Origin of the sequence: Psychroserpens luteus (assembly GCF_015319355.1) — a bacterium.
Classification (GTDB): Bacteria; Bacteroidota; Bacteroidia; order Flavobacteriales; family Flavobacteriaceae; genus Psychroserpens; species Psychroserpens luteus.
This window is the reverse complement of the sequence record NZ_JADILU010000003.1, coordinates 615,995-634,056: the sequence shown is the minus strand read 5'-3', so window position 1 is coordinate 634,056 and position 18,062 is coordinate 615,995. Positions and strand designations below refer to the sequence as shown.

The 18,062-nt window shown below is 31.8% G+C and carries 17 protein-coding genes; 6 read left to right on the top strand and 11 right to left on the bottom strand.

The window, feature by feature from the left end; translation table 11 throughout:
* Nucleotides 1-24: 24 nt before the first annotated feature.
* The 4 genes from IM744_RS09790 to rpsA all read right to left on the bottom strand — a co-directional run bounded on the left by IM744_RS09790 (nucleotide 25) and on the right by rpsA (nucleotide 4,069).
* Nucleotides 25-357 (bottom strand): ribonuclease Z, encoded by a 333-nt coding sequence (locus IM744_RS09790; protein ID WP_194507944.1) that lies wholly within the window; start codon nucleotides 355-357, stop codon nucleotides 25-27.
* 4 nt (nucleotides 358-361) lie between these two features.
* Nucleotides 362-1,291 carry an aspartate carbamoyltransferase catalytic subunit gene (locus tag IM744_RS09785; protein ID WP_194507943.1) on the bottom strand — a complete coding sequence of 310 codons (930 nt, stop codon included), beginning with the start codon at nucleotides 1,289-1,291 and terminating at the stop codon, nucleotides 362-364.
* A gap of 57 nt (nucleotides 1,292-1,348) precedes the next feature.
* Nucleotides 1,349-1,888 (bottom strand): bifunctional pyr operon transcriptional regulator/uracil phosphoribosyltransferase PyrR, encoded by a 540-nt coding sequence (gene pyrR, locus IM744_RS09780; RefSeq protein ID WP_194507942.1) that lies wholly within the window; start codon nucleotides 1,886-1,888, stop codon nucleotides 1,349-1,351.
* 336 nt (nucleotides 1,889-2,224) lie between these two features.
* Nucleotides 2,225-4,069 carry a 30S ribosomal protein S1 gene (gene rpsA, locus IM744_RS09775; RefSeq protein ID WP_194507941.1) on the bottom strand — a complete coding sequence of 615 codons (1,845 nt, stop codon included), beginning with the start codon at nucleotides 4,067-4,069 and terminating at the stop codon, nucleotides 2,225-2,227.
* A gap of 289 nt (nucleotides 4,070-4,358) precedes the next feature.
* Between rpsA and IM744_RS09770 the strand changes: the two genes are divergently transcribed.
* Entirely contained in the window at nucleotides 4,359-4,736 is a 378-nt protein-coding gene (locus tag IM744_RS09770; RefSeq protein ID WP_194507940.1) for a LysM peptidoglycan-binding domain-containing protein, read from the top strand.
* Nucleotides 4,737-4,785: 49 nt separating this feature from the next.
* Here the strand turns inward: IM744_RS09770 and cmk are convergent, their stop codons facing one another.
* The 4 genes from cmk to lon all read right to left on the bottom strand — a co-directional run bounded on the left by cmk (nucleotide 4,786) and on the right by lon (nucleotide 9,901).
* A complete protein-coding gene (gene cmk, locus IM744_RS09765) occupies nucleotides 4,786-5,481 on the bottom strand; it encodes a (d)CMP kinase (protein ID WP_194507939.1) in 696 nt (231 codons plus the stop codon).
* The gene (gene porQ, locus IM744_RS09760; protein WP_194507938.1) at nucleotides 5,481-6,500 is read right to left on the bottom strand and encodes a type IX secretion system protein PorQ; all 1,020 of its coding nucleotides are present in this window, start codon (nucleotides 6,498-6,500) and stop codon (nucleotides 5,481-5,483) included. The genes cmk and porQ overlap by 1 nt, the downstream gene beginning before the upstream one ends.
* A 73-nt stretch (nucleotides 6,501-6,573) precedes the next feature.
* The gene (locus IM744_RS09755) at nucleotides 6,574-7,464 is read right to left on the bottom strand and encodes a LysM peptidoglycan-binding domain-containing protein (protein WP_194507937.1); all 891 of its coding nucleotides are present in this window, start codon (nucleotides 7,462-7,464) and stop codon (nucleotides 6,574-6,576) included.
* A complete protein-coding gene (lon, locus tag IM744_RS09750) occupies nucleotides 7,448-9,901 on the bottom strand; it encodes an endopeptidase La (RefSeq protein ID WP_194507936.1) in 2,454 nt (817 codons plus the stop codon). Before lon ends, IM744_RS09755 begins: the two co-directional genes overlap by 17 nt.
* A gap of 242 nt (nucleotides 9,902-10,143) precedes the next feature.
* Between lon and IM744_RS09745 the strand changes: the two genes are divergently transcribed.
* The 5 genes from IM744_RS09745 to IM744_RS09725 all read left to right on the top strand — a co-directional run bounded on the left by IM744_RS09745 (nucleotide 10,144) and on the right by IM744_RS09725 (nucleotide 14,567).
* Complete coding sequence (locus IM744_RS09745; protein ID WP_194507935.1) at nucleotides 10,144-10,704, top strand: RNA polymerase sigma factor; 561 nt, start codon at nucleotides 10,144-10,146, stop codon at nucleotides 10,702-10,704.
* An 87-nt stretch (nucleotides 10,705-10,791) separates the two neighbouring features.
* Nucleotides 10,792-11,364, top strand: coding sequence for a hypothetical protein (locus tag IM744_RS09740; protein WP_194507934.1), 573 nt, complete (start codon nucleotides 10,792-10,794; stop codon nucleotides 11,362-11,364).
* Nucleotides 11,342-12,436 carry a hypothetical protein gene (locus tag IM744_RS09735; RefSeq protein ID WP_194507933.1) on the top strand — a complete coding sequence of 365 codons (1,095 nt, stop codon included), beginning with the start codon at nucleotides 11,342-11,344 and terminating at the stop codon, nucleotides 12,434-12,436. Before IM744_RS09740 ends, IM744_RS09735 begins: the two co-directional genes overlap by 23 nt.
* 26 nt (nucleotides 12,437-12,462) lie before the next feature.
* Entirely contained in the window at nucleotides 12,463-13,185 is a 723-nt protein-coding gene (locus IM744_RS09730) for a head GIN domain-containing protein (protein WP_194507932.1), read from the top strand.
* Nucleotides 13,186-13,268: 83 nt separating this feature from the next.
* On the top strand, nucleotides 13,269-14,567 hold the full coding sequence (locus IM744_RS09725) for a DUF2268 domain-containing putative Zn-dependent protease (protein WP_194507931.1): 1,299 nt from the start codon (nucleotides 13,269-13,271) through the stop codon (nucleotides 14,565-14,567).
* A gap of 56 nt (nucleotides 14,568-14,623) precedes the next feature.
* On the opposite strand, the gene IM744_RS09720 is transcribed toward IM744_RS09725, so the two are convergent.
* The 3 genes from IM744_RS09720 to IM744_RS09710 form a co-directional block, all read right to left on the bottom strand.
* Nucleotides 14,624-15,550 carry a hypothetical protein gene (locus tag IM744_RS09720; protein WP_194507930.1) on the bottom strand — a complete coding sequence of 309 codons (927 nt, stop codon included), beginning with the start codon at nucleotides 15,548-15,550 and terminating at the stop codon, nucleotides 14,624-14,626.
* Between the two features lie 128 nt (nucleotides 15,551-15,678).
* Complete coding sequence (locus tag IM744_RS09715) at nucleotides 15,679-16,581, bottom strand: DUF6252 family protein (RefSeq protein WP_194507929.1); 903 nt, start codon at nucleotides 16,579-16,581, stop codon at nucleotides 15,679-15,681.
* Nucleotides 16,582-16,621: 40 nt separating this feature from the next.
* On the bottom strand, nucleotides 16,622-18,001 hold the full coding sequence (locus tag IM744_RS09710) for an MFS transporter (protein ID WP_194507928.1): 1,380 nt from the start codon (nucleotides 17,999-18,001) through the stop codon (nucleotides 16,622-16,624).
* Nucleotides 18,002-18,062: the final 61 nt, after the last annotated feature.

The following is an 18,062-nucleotide window of genomic DNA, read 5'->3' as shown; positions in this document are numbered from 1 at the left end:
AAATCGAGTTTTCTTCTGAAATTCTTAAAATCCTAAATCACGTTCCATAACGTCCATTTCAATAACATCATATGCTTCTTTAGTTGAAGGCACTACGATAATTTCATCTGGCATTTCATTAAGATTTGCACTGTTTGATACAATAACGAAAGAGTGTTTTGCTTTACGATGTTTATTTGATAATTGTAAAAACTCAACAATATCTGATAACTTAACGTCGTCCAATTTGGTAATATTTACAATAAGATTGTTGTTTTTAAAACGATCATAAAGAATGTCAATTTTTTTAACAAGTTCTATAATTGATGCTTTTTCTTGTGTAATTAAGGTGGTGTTACCGTCTTGATCTATAATCATAATATTAATGTTTTATTTTGGATGCTAATAAATAAATAACTGCCATTCTTACTGCTACACCATTTTGAACTTGGTCCAAAATAATGGCTTGATCAGAATCTGCAACATCACTTGTTATCTCCACACCACGATTAATTGGTCCAGGATGCATAATGATGATTTCTTTATCTAATGAGTTTAAAAGCGCTTTATTAACTCCGTATTGTTGTGTATATTCTCTAGTTGAAGGGAAATAACTAATATCCATTCTTTCATTTTGTACGCGCAACATATTTGCGACGTCACACCAATTTAAGGCTTTTCGTAAATTGGTTTCAACTTTTACTCCTAATTCTTTTATATACTTCGGAAGCAAGGTTTTTGGTCCACAAACCATCACATTTGCACCTTGTAATTGCAATGCGTAAATATTTGATAATGCGACTCTACTATGTAAAATATCGCCTACTATAACTACATTTTTTCCTTTCACATCTCCAAGACGTTCTCGTATTGAATAACTATCTAATAAAGCTTGCGTAGGATGCTCATGTGCTCCATCTCCTGCATTTATAATACTTGCATTAACATGTTTTGACAAAAATACACCAGCTCCAGGATTGGGATGACGCATGACTACCATATCTACTTTCATAGATAGAATGTTATTTACGGTATCAATTAATGTTTCTCCTTTTTTTACTGAAGATTGAGATGCAGAAAAATTAATCACATCTGCAGATAAACGTTTTTCAGCAAGTTCAAAAGATAATTTTGTACGTGTTGAATTTTCAAAAAATAAGTTAGCAATGGTAATATCTCTAAGCGAAGGCACTTTTTTAATTGGTCTATTGATCACTTCTTTGAAATGATCTGCAGTTTCAAAAATTAATTGAATATCCTTTTTGTTAAGATATTTAATTCCTAATAAGTGATTGACACTTAGTTCGCTCATTGTTTTTAGTATTCAGTTTGCAGTTTTAAGTTGTGCTGCAATACTTGATTATTCATTTTAACTATTCACCAAATAAACCGCATCCTCACCTTCGTTCTCAACCCAGTTTACTTTTACTTTTTCTTCGTTGATGGCATCTACTTGACGACCTCTATAATTTGGTTGTATCGGTAAATGTCTGCTAAATCGTCTGTCAATTAATGTGAGTAATTCAATTTCATTAGGTCGCCCAAATGATTGAATTGCAGTTAAAGCAGCTCTAATGCTACGTCCTGTATATAATACATCATCAATAAACACTATGTTTTTGTCTTCAACAATAAAATCTATGTCAGTTGTATTGGCTTCTAGAATCTTCTCTCCTCTTCTAAAATCATCTCTATAAAAGGTAATGTCTAAATGACCTAATTTTATGTTTTTGATTTTATATTCGGTAGTTAACATTTCAGCTAAACGATTAGCAAGAAATTTTCCTCTAGGCTGTAATCCTATGAGAACAGTGTTAGAAAAGTCATTGTGATTTTCAATAAGTTGACAAGCCAATCGATGAAGAATGATGTTTATGGCTTTAGCATTAAGTAATACTTTTTGACTCATGTGGTTTCCAAACGTATTTGGTGAACAAAGTTAAGGTAAAAAAATAGGGTTTGCAATGGTTTTTTAAACTTGTGAAGGTGTTTGTTGTGGAGTTGTATTACTCTTGCTCTTAATAGTTGTTATATAGAGAAACAAAGAGAAACGGAAAAATTCACAGAAAGACAAGTCTTACTATTTCTATTAAATTTAAATAAAAGTTAAAAAATCATCTGTGAATCTCTGCGTAAAACTTTAAGTACTTCTATGTAATAATTCTTAAATTCTTCACTTGACTAAAATAAAAAAGAGCCTATCATAAATGATAGGCTCTTTTCAGTATTGAAAATTATTTAGGAATTATTTCTTCCCGTCTAATTTATCTTTAAGCGCTTGTAAAGCTTCGTTAGCATCACCTAAAGTTGGTTTTGCTTCTGCTGCTTGAGCTTCTTGCTTCTTAACAGCTGCTTTTACATTTGCCATTTCTTCTTCTTTGAAGATAGCAGTATGAGAAGCGACTACACGTTTAAATTCTTTATTGAATTCAATAATTTTAAACTCTGCAGATTCACCTTTCTTAAGCTTAGTTCCATCTTCTTTTTCTAAATGACGTTGTGGTACAAATGCCACGATGTCTTCGTTAAAGTCAATAGTTGCTCCTTTATCAACGATTTCTCCAATTTCAGCAGTATGAGTTGATCCTAAAACGAATTCAGTTTCATACTTATCCCATGGATTATCTGTTGTTTGTTTGTGACCTAAAGATAATTTACGTCCTTCAACATCTAATTCTAATACTACAACATCAAGTGTATCACCTACGTTAGTAAACTCACTTGGATGTTTGATTTTCTTAGTCCAAGATAAATCTGAGATATAAATTAACCCATCAATTCCTTCTTCTAATTCTACAAAAACACCAAAGTTTGTAAAGTTACGTACGATACCTGAATGTTTAGAACCTACAGGATACTTAGTTGTAATATCTGTCCATGGATCTGGCGTTAATTGCTTAATACCAAGAGACATTTTACGATCTTCTCTATCTAAAGTTAAGATTACTGCATCTATTTCATCTCCAACTTTTACAAAATCATTTGCAGAACGTAAATGTGTTGACCAAGACATTTCACTTACGTGAACTAAACCTTCTACACCTTCTTCTACTTCTACGAATGCACCGTAATCTGCAATAACTACAACCTTACCTTTAACTTTATCTCCAATTTTTACATCTTCACCTAAAGCTTCCCAAGGATGCTTGCTTAACTGCTTAAGACCTAATTGGATTCTAGACTTATCTTCATCAAAGTCTAAGATTACCACGTTTAATTTTTGGTCTAATTCTACAATTTCATTTGGATGATTAATTCTAGACCAAGATAAATCTGTGATATGAACTAATCCATCAACTCCACCAAGATCAATAAACACACCGTAAGACGTAATATTCTTAACGATACCTTCTAATACTTGACCTTTTTCTAATTGACTAATGATTTCTTTTTTCTGTTCCTCAATATCAGCTTCAATAAGCGCTTTATGAGATACTACAATGTTTTTGAATTCGTGGTTGATTTTCACAACTTTAAATTCCATTGTTTTATTTACATACTGATCGTAATCTCTAATAGGCTTCACATCAATTTGAGAACCTGGTAAGAATGCTTCAATACCAAATACGTCAACGATCATACCACCTTTAGTTCTGCATTTTACAAAACCATTTACGATTTCACCAGTGTCATGTGCATTATTTACACGATCCCATGCTTTGATAACACGAGCTTTTCTGTGTGATAATATTAATTGACCAGTTGCATCTTCACGCACATCAATTAATACTTCTACTTTGTCACCAACTTTTAAATTTGGGTTGTAACGAAACTCATTAAGAGAAATTACACCTTCAGATTTTGCATTGATATCAATAATAGCATCACGATCTGATAAATGAATAACAGTACCTTCTACAACTTCGTCATCTAATGTGTCAACGAAATTCTCTGATACTAATTTTTCAAACTCTTCTAATTGCTTTTCATCGACAGGATCAATTCCTTCTTCGTAATTGTGCCAATTAAAATCTGCTAAAAATTGTTCTGGATTTACTTTCTCCTCTTTTGGAGTTTCAACAGTTGTAGTTTCTGTTGCTGCTGCTTCAGTAGTTTCTACCTCTGCTTTTGTTGTTTCTTTTTCAGACATTTGCTGAATTAAAATTTGTATTCTGTATGCTTTGAAAGAATCAAGCGATAACACACAGAAGCGTTATTTTTGTTTTTGTTTATTCCTTTTGTCTTTCTTTAGTTCGCCAAAAAGGAGTGCAAAAATACACATTATTTACTATAAAACAAAATAATTGCGCAATTGTCTAACCTATTGAATTTCAGAATTTAAAAATGTTAAAAAATCAGTATTGACAGTTTTAATTTTTGGCACATAATTTGGTATCTTTACATTAGTATTAACACTTAATTAAAAAACAAATATTATTATGGTTAGAGCAAAATACCAAAGCGTATTAGACTTAGGACAAACATTAAACATCGAGAATGGTGATGTAAAAGAAGAAAACGGTGTATTGAAAGTAACTGGAACAGCAAAAACACAATACGATAAAGATTTACTTTGGGATAGCATTAAAGTTGCAGGTGGAGAAAACCCAGCAGATATTATGGCAGATATTAAAGTAGCAGATACTTCTGTATACGCAAGACATACTGTAAAAAGCGGTGAGACTTTAGGAAAGATAGCAAAGCAGTATTATGGAAATGCTTCAAAATACCAAACTATTTTTGCAGCAAACTCTGATATCTTAAAGAATCCAGATGTGATTCATCCAGATCAAGAATTAATTATCCCAAACTTATAAGTTTGACATAATTTAAGATAACAAAAAAGCGACCTAGTGTCGCTTTTTTTTATGATATGGATTTTATTTTGTCTTCGGAAAGTTTCAAAACAAACTCAAATTGTTCTTTCAAATTCATACTAGAATTATCAACCTTAATAGCATCTTCTGCCATTGTTAATGGAGAATCTTCTCGTGTAGAATCTATATGATCTCGGGTTTGTACATTTTTCAAAACATCATCATAACTCACATCATCTCCTCTTTCAATCAATTCGTCATAGCGACGTTTTGCTCTTTTTTCTGCGGAAGCGGTCATAAATAACTTTAATTCTGCATCTGGAAAAACCACAGTACCAATATCACGACCATCCATGACAACACCTTTATCTTTTCCGAAATTTTGTTGCTGTTTCACTAACTGTTCTCTCACTTCAGATATAGTTGCAACAGGACTTACAAAGTTGGAAACTTCTAAGGATCTGATGTCTTTCTCTACATTTTTTTCATTGAGATAAACCTCAGCAAAACCCAAGTCTTTATTAAACTTAAAACTAATCTTTATGTGATCTAGTTGAGAAATAAGACCATCTTTATCAAAACAACCGGTTTCTATAAAACCATTTTGCATGGCAAATAAAGTTACTGCGCGATACATGGCTCCAGAATCTACGTACACATAACCCAAGGATTTAGCGAGTTGTTTGGCAACTGTACTTTTTCCTGTGGATGAAAATCCGTCTATAGCTATTGTTATTTTTTGCATTATCTCAAGTCAATTTGTATTCCGAAGAAATTAGCATTACCAGCTCCTGTATATCGTGCATGAGCAAAATTAAATCTCATTTTATTCAATTTAATACCAACACCAAACGATAATCCTGAAAAATTTCGTTGATCTACAATACGTAATTCTTCTGCTCTTCTAAAGTTATAACCTAATCTAATATTCAAACCTCGCTCAGGAAACAATTCTGCTCCTATAATAGTATGTCTCAATACTTCATTAAAGAATCCTACTTTTTCTTGGGTTTGGTTTCCATCTAAATCTGTTGTTGCTCTTGCAGGATTAGAAAACCCAATTGGCCAAGCTTGTAAGTTCTCAAACGTTAAATGCCAACGTAAAGGCATATTTTCTAAAGTTTGTGATAATCCTAATGAGACTTCTAAAGGTAGTTTCTCATTTAATCCTGCGTAAGTTGTAATTTGAGTTCCAAGATTTCTAACGACTAATGCCATATGAAAATCTAAACGCTCATTGATGTACATTGCTCCAAGATCTGTAGCAACACCAATGGAATTATATTGTTCTAGTTTTGATGTGATTAATTTTAAATTTGCTCCAATATAAAAATCACTAAACGGGATTTGATACGCATAACCAGCAGATAAAGCTGCTTCATTACCTGTGAACGTTCCTGTAGAAACACCATTAAGGTCATAACCGTCAAAACTACCATAGTTGATGTATGTCATTCCAATATGTAATGTTTGTACATGTCTATCCCAAGTGTAAGCATATGCTCCTGTCCCATAACTTATTCCGCCTAAATAGCTAGAATAGTTGAGGGCTAATTGGTTATCCATTTCAGGATTTATAGACGCAGGATTAAACAAACCTCCTGTAACATCGTTATCATAATTGGTAATCGTTTTACCACCAAGAGCTGCTTGTCTAGGTGATGACATCAAATTGAGAAATTGATATGTAGACTCTCCTCCTACTTGCGCATAGATTGAAGTTGTTAATAACAGACAAAAAATTGTAGTAATTCTCTTTAGCATATAAGTTTGCAAAGTAAATAAATCTATCTTAAAACGAATGTATGTCTGTTTTATTTTTTAAAAAGAATATTTTCTATTTTAATTGAAGCTTTTGTCCAATTTTTATAAGATTACTTGTTAAGCCATTGAGCGACTTTAAAGAAGCTACAGTTGTGTTATTTCGGTTGGCAATATTGTATAAAGTATCACCTTTTGAAACTGTCCAATCATTTGAAATTGGTCCATAACTATATGTTTCAAAGTTTTTAATTCTTAAAATTTGTCCAACCCTAATAAGTGTAGTTTCTAAATTATTAGCCTTTTTGAGTATACCTAAAGATGTATGATACCTTTGTGATAAGATATATAACGTTTCTCCTTTAAGAACTGTATGGAAATTTGTAGTATTATCATCATTAGTAGCAGGTTTCGAAACCTCATAAACCACTGATGCTGCTTTTTCTTTAATTTTGAGAAGTTCGTTTTCAGATATATTGGTGGCTCCTTTAGCTTCTATTGTATCTATATTTGAGGAATTAGTTGTAATAAATACAGTTTGTGTGGTCATAACTTTATCTGAATCTGAAGAAACTATGACTTTATTATTTTTGTAATAGTTAACTAATGTATTAGATTCATTAGTATAAATTACATTTTCGGGAGTACTTTTAACTGTGTTAGAAGCATTAGTTTGAGTTAATTTTACTTCCTGAGCGGTTTTAATGCTATCCAATTTTGATTCAAAAGTAATAGGATTTTTTTTAATAATGGTATTACTCGCTTTAACAGAATCTTTAATTTTTCTTGCTGCCAATGATTTAATTATCGTACCATCACTATTAGTTACTTCACCAGTTATTACATTAAGTTTTGCTGGTTTACCGTCTAAAATAACATCTTTATAAGTTTCAGTTTGGGCAACAGCTCCAAAACTTGAAGCTGTTACCAAAATAACTGAAATTATTAATTTAAAGTTTTTTAGCATTCTTTACTTTTTGATTAGTTAACGCGAGCTTCAAGACATCACTCATGTCTTTTACATAATGAAACGTCAACCCTTTTAAATATTCTGGTTTAATTTCATCAATATCTCGCTTGTTATCTTCACAAAGTAAAATCTCTTTAATTCTTGCACGTTTAGCTGCTAGTATCTTTTCTTTTATACCACCAACAGGTAATACTTTACCTCTTAGTGTAATCTCTCCAGTCATTGCTAGACTTTTTTTGATCTTACGTTGTGTAAACAAAGATACTAAAGAAGTTAACATAGTCACACCTGCACTTGGTCCATCTTTTGGAGTAGCTCCCTCAGGTACATGTATATGCACGTTATATTTTCCAAAAATCTCTGGATCAATTCCAAATTCTTCTGCATTGGCTTTGATATATTCCATCGCTATGGTAGCAGATTCTTTCATTACTTTACCTAAGTTACCGGTAATTGTTAAGGTACCTTTTCCTTTAGATAAGATAGATTCTATAAATAAAATATCGCCTCCTACTCTAGTCCATGCTAATCCTGTAACAACACCTGCAACATCGTTATTCTCATATTTATCACGCTCTAATCTTGGAGCTCCTAAAACATCTATAACATCTTCATTGGTGACTTTAATATTGTAATCTTCTTCCATTGCAATATTTTTGGCTGCATGACGTACCATTTTTGCAATTTGTTTCTCTAAACCACGAACTCCAGATTCTCTAGTATAACCTTCAACAATCTTTTCTAATTGTGGTTTAGCTATTTTTAAATGCTTGTCTGTTAATCCATGCTCTCTTAATTGCTTCGGAAGTAAATGTCGCTTACCAATCTCAACTTTTTCTTCAATGGTATAACCAGTAACATTAATAATTTCCATACGATCAAGTAATGCTGGCTGAATCGTATTTAAACTATTAGTAGTCGCAATAAACATCACTTTAGATAAGTCATAACCCATTTCTAAGAAGTTATCATGAAACTCACTATTTTGCTCAGGATCTAAAACCTCTAATAATGCTGATGATGGATCACCTTGATGAGAATTAGATAACTTATCTATTTCATCCAATACAAATACTGGATTAGATGTTCCTGCTTTTTTCAAACTCTGGATGATTCTTCCTGGCATTGCTCCTATATAGGTTTTACGATGACCACGAATTTCTGCTTCATCACGTAAACCACCAAGAGACATACGTACATATTCTCTTCCTAAAGCTTCTGCAACAGACTTTCCTAATGAGGTTTTACCAACACCTGGAGGTCCATACAAACATAATATTGGAGATTTCATATCATTACGCAATTTTAAAACTGCTAGATATTCTATGATACGTTTCTTTACATCGTCTAAACCATAATGGTCGCGATCTAGAATTTTCATAGCGCGTTTTAAATCAAACTTGTCTTTTGAAAACTCGTTCCATGGTAAATCTAAAAATAAATCCAAGTAGTTACGTTGGATAGAATATTCTGCCACTTGCGGATTCATACGTCGCATTTTTGCCAATTCTTTTTCAAAATGTTCAGCGACATCATCATTCCATTTTTTCTTTTTAGAGCGTGTACGCATCTCTTCAATTTCTTCTCCAGAAGATACACCACCACCCAATTCTTCTTGGATAGTTTTCATTTGCTGGTGTAAGAAATACTCACGTTGTTGTTGGTTCATGTCACTTTGAACCTTAGATTGAATATCGTTTTTAAGTTCTAATTTTTGAACTTCAACATTCATATATGTTAACGTTGCTAATGCACGTTCCTTTAGATCATTGATTTCTAATAATTGTTGCTTTTCTTTTACAGAAAGGTTCATATTAGAAGACACAAAATTCACTAAAAATGAATTGCTCTCAATATTCTTAATTGCAAAAGAAGCTTCTGACGGAATATTTGGACTATCCTTTATTATTTGAAGTGATAAATCTTTTATAGAATCTATAATTGCAGAAAATTCTTTATTGTCAACCGCAGGTTTAGCTTCTTGTACATCTTTAATCGTCGCAGTCATGTATGGATCTTCTGCCACGACTTCTTGGATTTCAAAACGCTTTTTACCTTGGATGATTACTGTTGTATTACCATCTGGCATTTTTAGCACTTTTAAAATTCGCGCTACTGTTCCTGTTTTGAAAATGTCTTTAGCTCCTGGATCTTCTACAGATTCATCCTTTTGAGATACCACACCAATAACTTTGCTACCTTTGTTTGCATCGTTAATGAGTTTTATAGATTTATCACGTCCTGCAGTAATTGGGATGACGACACCAGGAAACAAAACCGTATTACGCAATGATAAAATTGGTAAGGTTTCTGGTAACACTTCGTTATTTATTTCTTCTTCGTCTTCAGGAGTCATTAACGGAATTAATTCTGAATTTTCATCAAAATCCTGAAATGACAAACTGTCAAGCTTTAAAAATTTAGACTTAGCCATATTATTTTTTTGGTCATTCTGTCATTAAAACAACAGAATTCTAGATTTATATTAATTTTAATAATCACAATTTTCACTGATAATCAAATACTTAACAAGTGAACGTAATTATATACCTTTATCTAATTCCAATAGTTATGCCATTGTATGAATATTAATATTTCCGAAGAAATAAAATTTATTTTTAGTAAAAGTGTAACAATTCAAAACACGTCGACTCTCTATATAAAAGCAATTGTTTTTTGACACTAACCAATCAAAATACCGAACAGTTATTACTGCTTTGTAAATCTGGAAACCAACACGCACAAATGGAGGTTTATAATAGATATTACAAGGCGATGTATAACACATCCTTTAGAATTGTTAAAGACAGTTTTGAGGCTGAGGACATCATGCAGGATTCATTTTTAACAGCATTCACAAAGTTGGATAGTCTTAAAGAGATTAAAACTTTTGGATCATGGTTAAAACGAATCGTAATTAACAACAGTATTTATCATTATAAAAAAAATAGTAAATACCAGGAAGTTGCACTTGATGATGTTCTTTATAAAGTGGAAGACACCTCTGGAATACCTGAAGATTATGAATTTAAAAACCTTAAAGCTAATCAGATTCTGGAGACCATGAAAAAGCTTAAAGACAATTATCAAACGTGCTTAACGCTTCATTTAATTGAAGGTTTTGATTATGATGAAATTTGTGAGATTATGGATATTTCGGCAGCAAATTGCAGAACTATGATCTCTAGAGCAAAAGATAGTTTACGAAAAAAATTAGAGCCATTGGTTCAATATTAATATGAAACGAGCATGTTCAAAACTTTATACCCTAGGGAATGATTAATAGCGAACAGCATGTGTCCTTAAAAAATCAAGATCTAAACAATGAAAGAAAAAGATAACATAAAAAAACTATTCAACGATTTCGAGGGGAACTTTGATGTTGACATGCCAAATCATGGTCATGAGAATAGGTTTTTAGAAAAGCTAAAACAACAAAACAATACTGTTGTAGATAGCACTCCTAAAAAATCCAACTACTGGAAACCATTTTTAGCAGTCGCAGCATCTATTGTACTTTGCTTTAGTGTTTTTACTGTAATGCAACAGCAACAAGGTAATGGACTTAACGATTTGGCGAGTGTATCTCCAGAGTTGTCTCAAACCCAATCTTTTTTTACTACTGCTATTGCTCAAGAAATTGCATCTCTAGAAGCTAAACGTTCTCCAGAAACAGAAGAGATGGTTAATGATGCCATGAAAGAGCTTAAAATTTTAGAAAAAGAATATCAATCTCTTAAAATAGATTTAAATGAAAGTGGCAATGATAAGCGAGTTATTTACGCAATGATTACCAATTTTCAAAACCGTATAGACGTATTACAAACCGTATTAGAACACATTGAAGAAGTCAAAAATTTTAAACTAAACCAAAATGAAAACAACAATACTATATAAAATATTATTCATATTTATCTTAGTACCTACCCTTGTATTTGCCAATTCAAACGGAAAATCAAATGGAAAGCACACCAAAGAAAAAACGATAAAAAAAGAGTTTCATGTTAGCTCTAATGCGACTTTAAAAGTCAATAATAGCTATGGCAACATTAATATTTCAACCTATGATGGTTCTACAATCACTTTTGAAGTGAGGATTAAAACCAATGGTAATGATTTAGAAAAAGTAAACAAAAAACTTAATGATATTGATGTAGAGTTTTCTGCTTCTAATTCAATGGTTTCTGCAAAAACATTGTTTAGTAAAAGCAAGTCTAATTCTTGGTGGAATTGGGGAAAAGACAATAATGTAAACATGGAAATCAATTACATTATTAAAATGCCTATTACTAATAATGTGGATTTAAATAATGACTACGGAAACATTGATCTAGACAAACTAGAAGGTCGTGCAATGATTAATTGTGACTACGGAAAAATTACAACTAAAGAGTTAATGGCAGATAATAATTCTATCTCATTTGACTATACAAATAATTCCTATTTTGAATATATAGCAGGTGGAAATATTGATGCAGATTATAGTGGTTATACTGTAGGAAAAGCAAAGAAGCTATCTATCAATGCAGATTACACGAAGTCTGAAATTGAAATAGCAGAAAACATTACCTACAATTGTGACTATGGTTCTATAAAAATCAACAATGCAAATAATGTATCTGGTAATGGCGATTACTTAACTGTTAGATTAGGAACCATTTATAAAAACGTTAATATCAAAGCAGATTATGGCTCAATAAAAATTGAAAAAATGGCTGCAGGTGCTGGCAATATTGAAATTGAATCAGATTACAATGGGATAACCATTGGTTATGATCCTGCATATACATTTAGATTTGATATAGATTTAGAATACGCATCGTTACGTGATGCAGATGATTTTGAGTTTACTAAAAAACGAATTGAATCCACAGATAAATATTATCAAGGCTATTATGGAGATTCAAACAGTCCAAACCTAATCAATATAAAATCTGAATACGGAAGTGTCACATTTAAAAGAAACTAAAAACAAGTCATTAAAAACATAACATCATGAAAAAATCAATTGTATTAATTGCAGTATTATTAAGCTTTACATTCTCTCATGCTCAATGGGGCGGAAAAAAAATTAAAGGCAACGGAAACATTACAACAGTAACAAGAACAACATCAGATTATGATGCTGTACATTGTGCAGGCAGTTTCGATTATATCTTAGTTGCAGGTACAGAAGGTAAGATTACTTTAGAAGGAGAATCTAATCTACTTGAATATATTATTACTGAAGTTAAAAACGGGAAATTAGTTATCAAAACTCAAAAAGGAAAAAATTTAAATCCAAGTAATAATAAAACCATAAAAATCACAATCCCATTTAAAGATATAGATGCTGTATCACTTTCTGGATCTGGTGATTTATGGAATGAAGATCAAATAAATTCAAATAACTTTAAGGCAACATTATCTGGTTCTGGAGATGTTATTTTAAATATTCAATCTCAAAACGCATCAGGTAGTGTTGCTGGATCTGGAGATTTAACTCTAAAAGGAACCACAAACAATTTAAGTGCTAAAGTTACAGGTTCTGGAGATTTTCATGGATTTAACCTTAAAACAGTAAACACAGATGTATCTGTTACTGGGTCTGGAGATGCAGAAGTTGTTTGCAACGGAAATTTAAAAGCTAGAGTAACTGGTTCTGGTGACATTGAATATAGAGGAAATCCTACTAAGGAGGATTCTAAAGTTACGGGTTCTGGAAGTATAGAAAACTAAAATCATCAATCAATTAAACTCTTTAGTCACAATTTATTATTCAAGTTGTGACTATTTTATATAAACTAACCATTAATCAAATTATGAGACATCTAATATTCTTGCTAATTGTTTTATTAATTTTTGGTTGTAAAAACGAGCCTATTCAAAAAATTGTTACTACTGATATTGATAATTTTTGGAATGCTTATGACAAAATAAAACAAACTAATGATACCATATTACAATATAAGCTCCTACAAGACATCTATATTAAAAATGCAAGTCAAGGTCTTAAAGACATTATAGATGCTCGTGGGTATTCAAGAGCTGAATATATTGAAGCCATAAACTCTTATCCGAAATTTTGGAAATCCATTCGTCCTAACATGTCCAAAATTGATGCAAACAAAAATGCTATTCGTGAGAATATTCAAAAATTAAAAACTGCGTATCCAGATTTAAAACCTTCTACTATTTATTTCACTGTTGGTGTATTTAGAACTGGAGGAACTGCAAAATGGAATAATGTCTTAATAGGTAGCGAACTCACTTTAGGAAATGATAGTACAAATGTTAGCGAGCTACCAGAATGGAGACAACCTTATTATAAAGATTTTAAACCTCTAGAAAATCTACCTTTATTATGCACACATGAATACGTCCATACACAACAAACAGAAATAGTTGAAAATCTATTATCGATGTGCCTTTATGAAGGGATTGCAGAATTTATTTCATGTAAAGTTACAGAACAAAAATCAAATACTCCTGCACTTGCTTATGGAAAAGAAAACAATGAAGCTGTCGTAAATAAATTTATTGAAGATTTGTATGCTCCAGAGAATAATTACAATTGGCTTTGGGGAGAAAACCGAAACGAACTAAAAGAAAGAGATTTAGGATATTATATAGGTTATGAGATTAGTGAACGCTATTACAATTTATGTAATGATAAAATAAAAGCAATTAAAGATTTAATCGAGTTAGACTTTTATAACGAAAAAGAAATTGCTCGCATTGTTGATGCTTCAAGGTTTTTACCAAAATCATTAGCAGATATCAAAAATGATTATGAGCTCAAAAGACCTAAAGTTATTAGTATATCTGAATTCAAAAATGGAAGCACAACTGTATCTCCAACTATTAATATAATGACTATTAATTTTTCTGAAGTATTAAACGGAATTCATAGTGCATTGGATTTTGGACCTTTAGGCAAAACAAAATATCCAAATGTTGATAATAATAGTAGAGTGTGGACTAATAAAAATCAATCTTACACTTTTAATATGATGTTAGAACCAAATAAGCAATATCAAATGATTGTGTCTAATTTTAGATTAGAAAATGGCATTCGTTTGAAACCTTATTTAATTGAATTTCAAACAACAGATAACTAAAAATAAAAGCCACTAACAAAACAGTTAGTGGCTTTATTTTTTCCGAAGAAAAAAATTTATTGCTTTGTGTAAACGAACGTTAAATCTTGAGTTGTAGTTGCTGTAAAATCTGAGCTAAATGCAACAAACCCTTCAGGAACAAATATTGATAATTGATTTCCATTTAGGGTTAAATCTGTCGTATCAGTACCGTCACTTGTTGACACAATATTCCCATTTTGAGACCATGTGAAATTTAAGTTTTCATCTTCTAGATCACATGTAATCGTATACGTATATTCATTCGTGGTACCAACTTCAATTTCAAAATTAAAGGAAGCATAAGACGTACTCATAGTAACTCCAGTTCCATCTGCATTAAAAACAATAGTTTCATTCTCATAACAGTCCATTTCATCTAAGAAATTAATACTTTCTGTTCCATCTCCATTTAAATCAATTGCCTCTGTTCCAATCCAAGCAGTTAACAACCAAGTTCCTTCAACTTCAGTTGGTTCTTGAATATCAATTGTACAATCTCCTAAAGCGTCTATTGCAGCTTGTATGCTACCATCTTCATCTCCACATTGCACGATTTGATTTTCTAAAGTTGCTCTATAAACATTACATGAACTTGAGTAATTATCATCAGTAGCACTTTCAAAAGCGACTTGAGCCGAAGCTACAGCTGATGTTGCATCTTCACAATTACTTTCTACAACTTCACTACAATCACCTAAAGCATTTACTGCAGCTTGCAAACTACCATCTGTATCACCACATGCTTGAATTTGAGTTTGCAAAGCACTACGATATGCAATACATAATTGCATATAATTATCATCATTGACGCCTATAAAATTCAAGGCAGCTTGTGCTGTGTTAGCAACTGCAGTTTCACAAGTTGTTCCGCCTGTTACAAAATCTCCCTCTAAAGGTTCATTTTCACAAGACACAAACGTTAAAACTGCTGTACATAATAAAAGTGCAAATAACTTTTTCATAATAATTTCAAATTGGGTTTGTACAAACATACTAATTAATTCGTTATTTCTGAATAAGCAAAAAAATTAAAGCCACTATTTAAATTTAAATAGTGGCTTTAAAATACTTTTAAGATTTAGCTTTTTATTTAGAAATATGTCACATCGAAACTCCCTTCTGTAATTTCATAAGTAGTAGAACTACCACCAAATGGATCACTCGCTGTGAATTCAAAAGTGCCAATAATACGTTTATTTTCAATATCATGTGATGAAATTGTGAATGTACCATCTCCAATAGTAAACTCTGAAGAGCTTAAATTATATTGAGCAAGTGGTGTACCACCAAATCCACCAAAATCATAAGTTCCTGGAGCAACATCGGCATCAAAATACAAACCAATAGTTTCATTACTATTTTTTGTTGCAGAAATAGCTATAGTTGACATTCCACCAGTATTTAAACTAGTACCAGCTACAAGATCTTCGACAAATTCTGTGCCATCAACATTTGCAAAGAACGTATTATCACCAACGCTTACTAATCCGTCACTATAAGTAATTTGATTAAAAATACCATTAGTGAATTCTTTTACTTCATCTGTATTTGGATTATATCCAGTAAAACTGAAAGTACCAGTCATTGTTAAATTCACTTCATCAATTGCAGTAATTATTAATTCTCCTTGTGATTCAATACCGTCTGTTTGAGCTACAAAAACACCTGATCCAGTATTGTTAGGTTCAATATACGCTGCACCATTAACTTGTGTTTGATTACTAACAACTCCTAGTTGATATGTTCCTACTGAAGTTCCAAATATTGTTAATACGATGTTTTCACCATTTGCACCTCTTAAACCTGTGATATTAAGATTATTATCTGTAATTGTAGCACTAACAACATCGGCAACATAAGTTTGTCCATCAAAATCTACCTGAAAAGCACCAGCAGCTTCACCATTATTAGAATCATCGGAGTCACTACATGATTGAAAAAACGTCATCGAAGTGACTATTAAAAGAGCAAAAAGTAATTTAAATTGTTTCATTATTATATTTTTTAGAGTTTTATCCTACAAATATACAAATTTAATTAGCTTCCTTAGGAACTCTAAATAGTAAAACAATACCTATTAAGAAGAAAACGAATAGAAATAGAATAGCATTACGCATACTACCCGTAATTTGATCAATTGTTGCAAAGATAACCATACCTATTACGATACCGATTTTCTCTGCGACATCAAAAAAGCTAAAATAAGACGTGGTATCTTCTGTATCAGGTAAAAACTTAGAATAGGTAGAACGTGCCAACGATTGTATGCCTCCCATTACTAGTCCAACAAAAGCAGCTGCAATATAAAATTGCATAGGTGTTTCCATAAAATAGGCATAAAAACAGAGTCCCATCCAAATAAAATTGACGACTATCAACGTTTTAATATTTCCGAAGATAGCAGAAGCACGAGAGGTTAAAAATGCACCAAGAATAGCTACTAATTGAATAACAAGTATACTCACTATAAGTCCTTGTGTTTTAGAATCAGAACTTCCCCATGAAATTTCTTCCTCACCAAAATATACAGCGACAAGCATGATGGTTTGTACTGCCATACTAAACACGAAAAAAGCGACTAGATATCGTTTTAGACGTAAATTTTGTTTTAACTGAAGCCAAACTAATCGTAGTTCCTTTAATCCATTAAACACTACATCTTTAGTTACTTTATGTCCATTAGAAACACCTTTTGGTAAGACATAAAATGAATATTGGCTAAACAAAATCCACCACAAACCAACTGTAATAAAAGCAACTCTCATAGCTTCTTTTGAAGCATTCTCGCTTGCTGTTTTTAATGCTTCGGAAATTTGAGCTTCAGTACCAGTTTCTCTAAGGTTTTCAGAAATACTAATATCAAAACCAAACCAATCTGGTTTCATAACCATAGCTAAGTTTAAGAGTAATAAAATTACGCTTCCGAAGTAACCAAGAGAAAATCCTTTAGCACTAATGCGATCTTGTTGCTCAGGAAAAGCGATATCTGGCAAATACGAATTATAAAACACTAAACTTCCCCAATACCCAATCAAACCCATGAAATAAAACAATAAACTTACATGAATATGTTCTAAGTTAAACCAATATAAACCAATACATCCTGCTCCTCCAACGTAACAAAAGAATTTCATAAAACTCTTCTTATTACCAACATAATCTGCAATGCCAGAAAGTATAGGTGATGTAAAAGTAACTACCAAAAAAGTAAATGCAGTAACATAAGTAATTAAAGCTGTGCTTTTAAAAACCATTCCAAAAGCTTCAACAGTTTTAATTTCTGAAATAAATAATGCAGAATAAAATATAGGAAATATAGAAGAAGCTATCGTTAGGGTATATACTGAATTCGCCCAATCGTAAAATGCCCAAGCATTGAGAAGTTTCTTGCTACCTTTTTTGAGGTTTGCCATAGTTAGGAAATAAAAAAAGCTGCCCTTAGTTGGACAGCTTCGAAATTACTATAAATTTTAT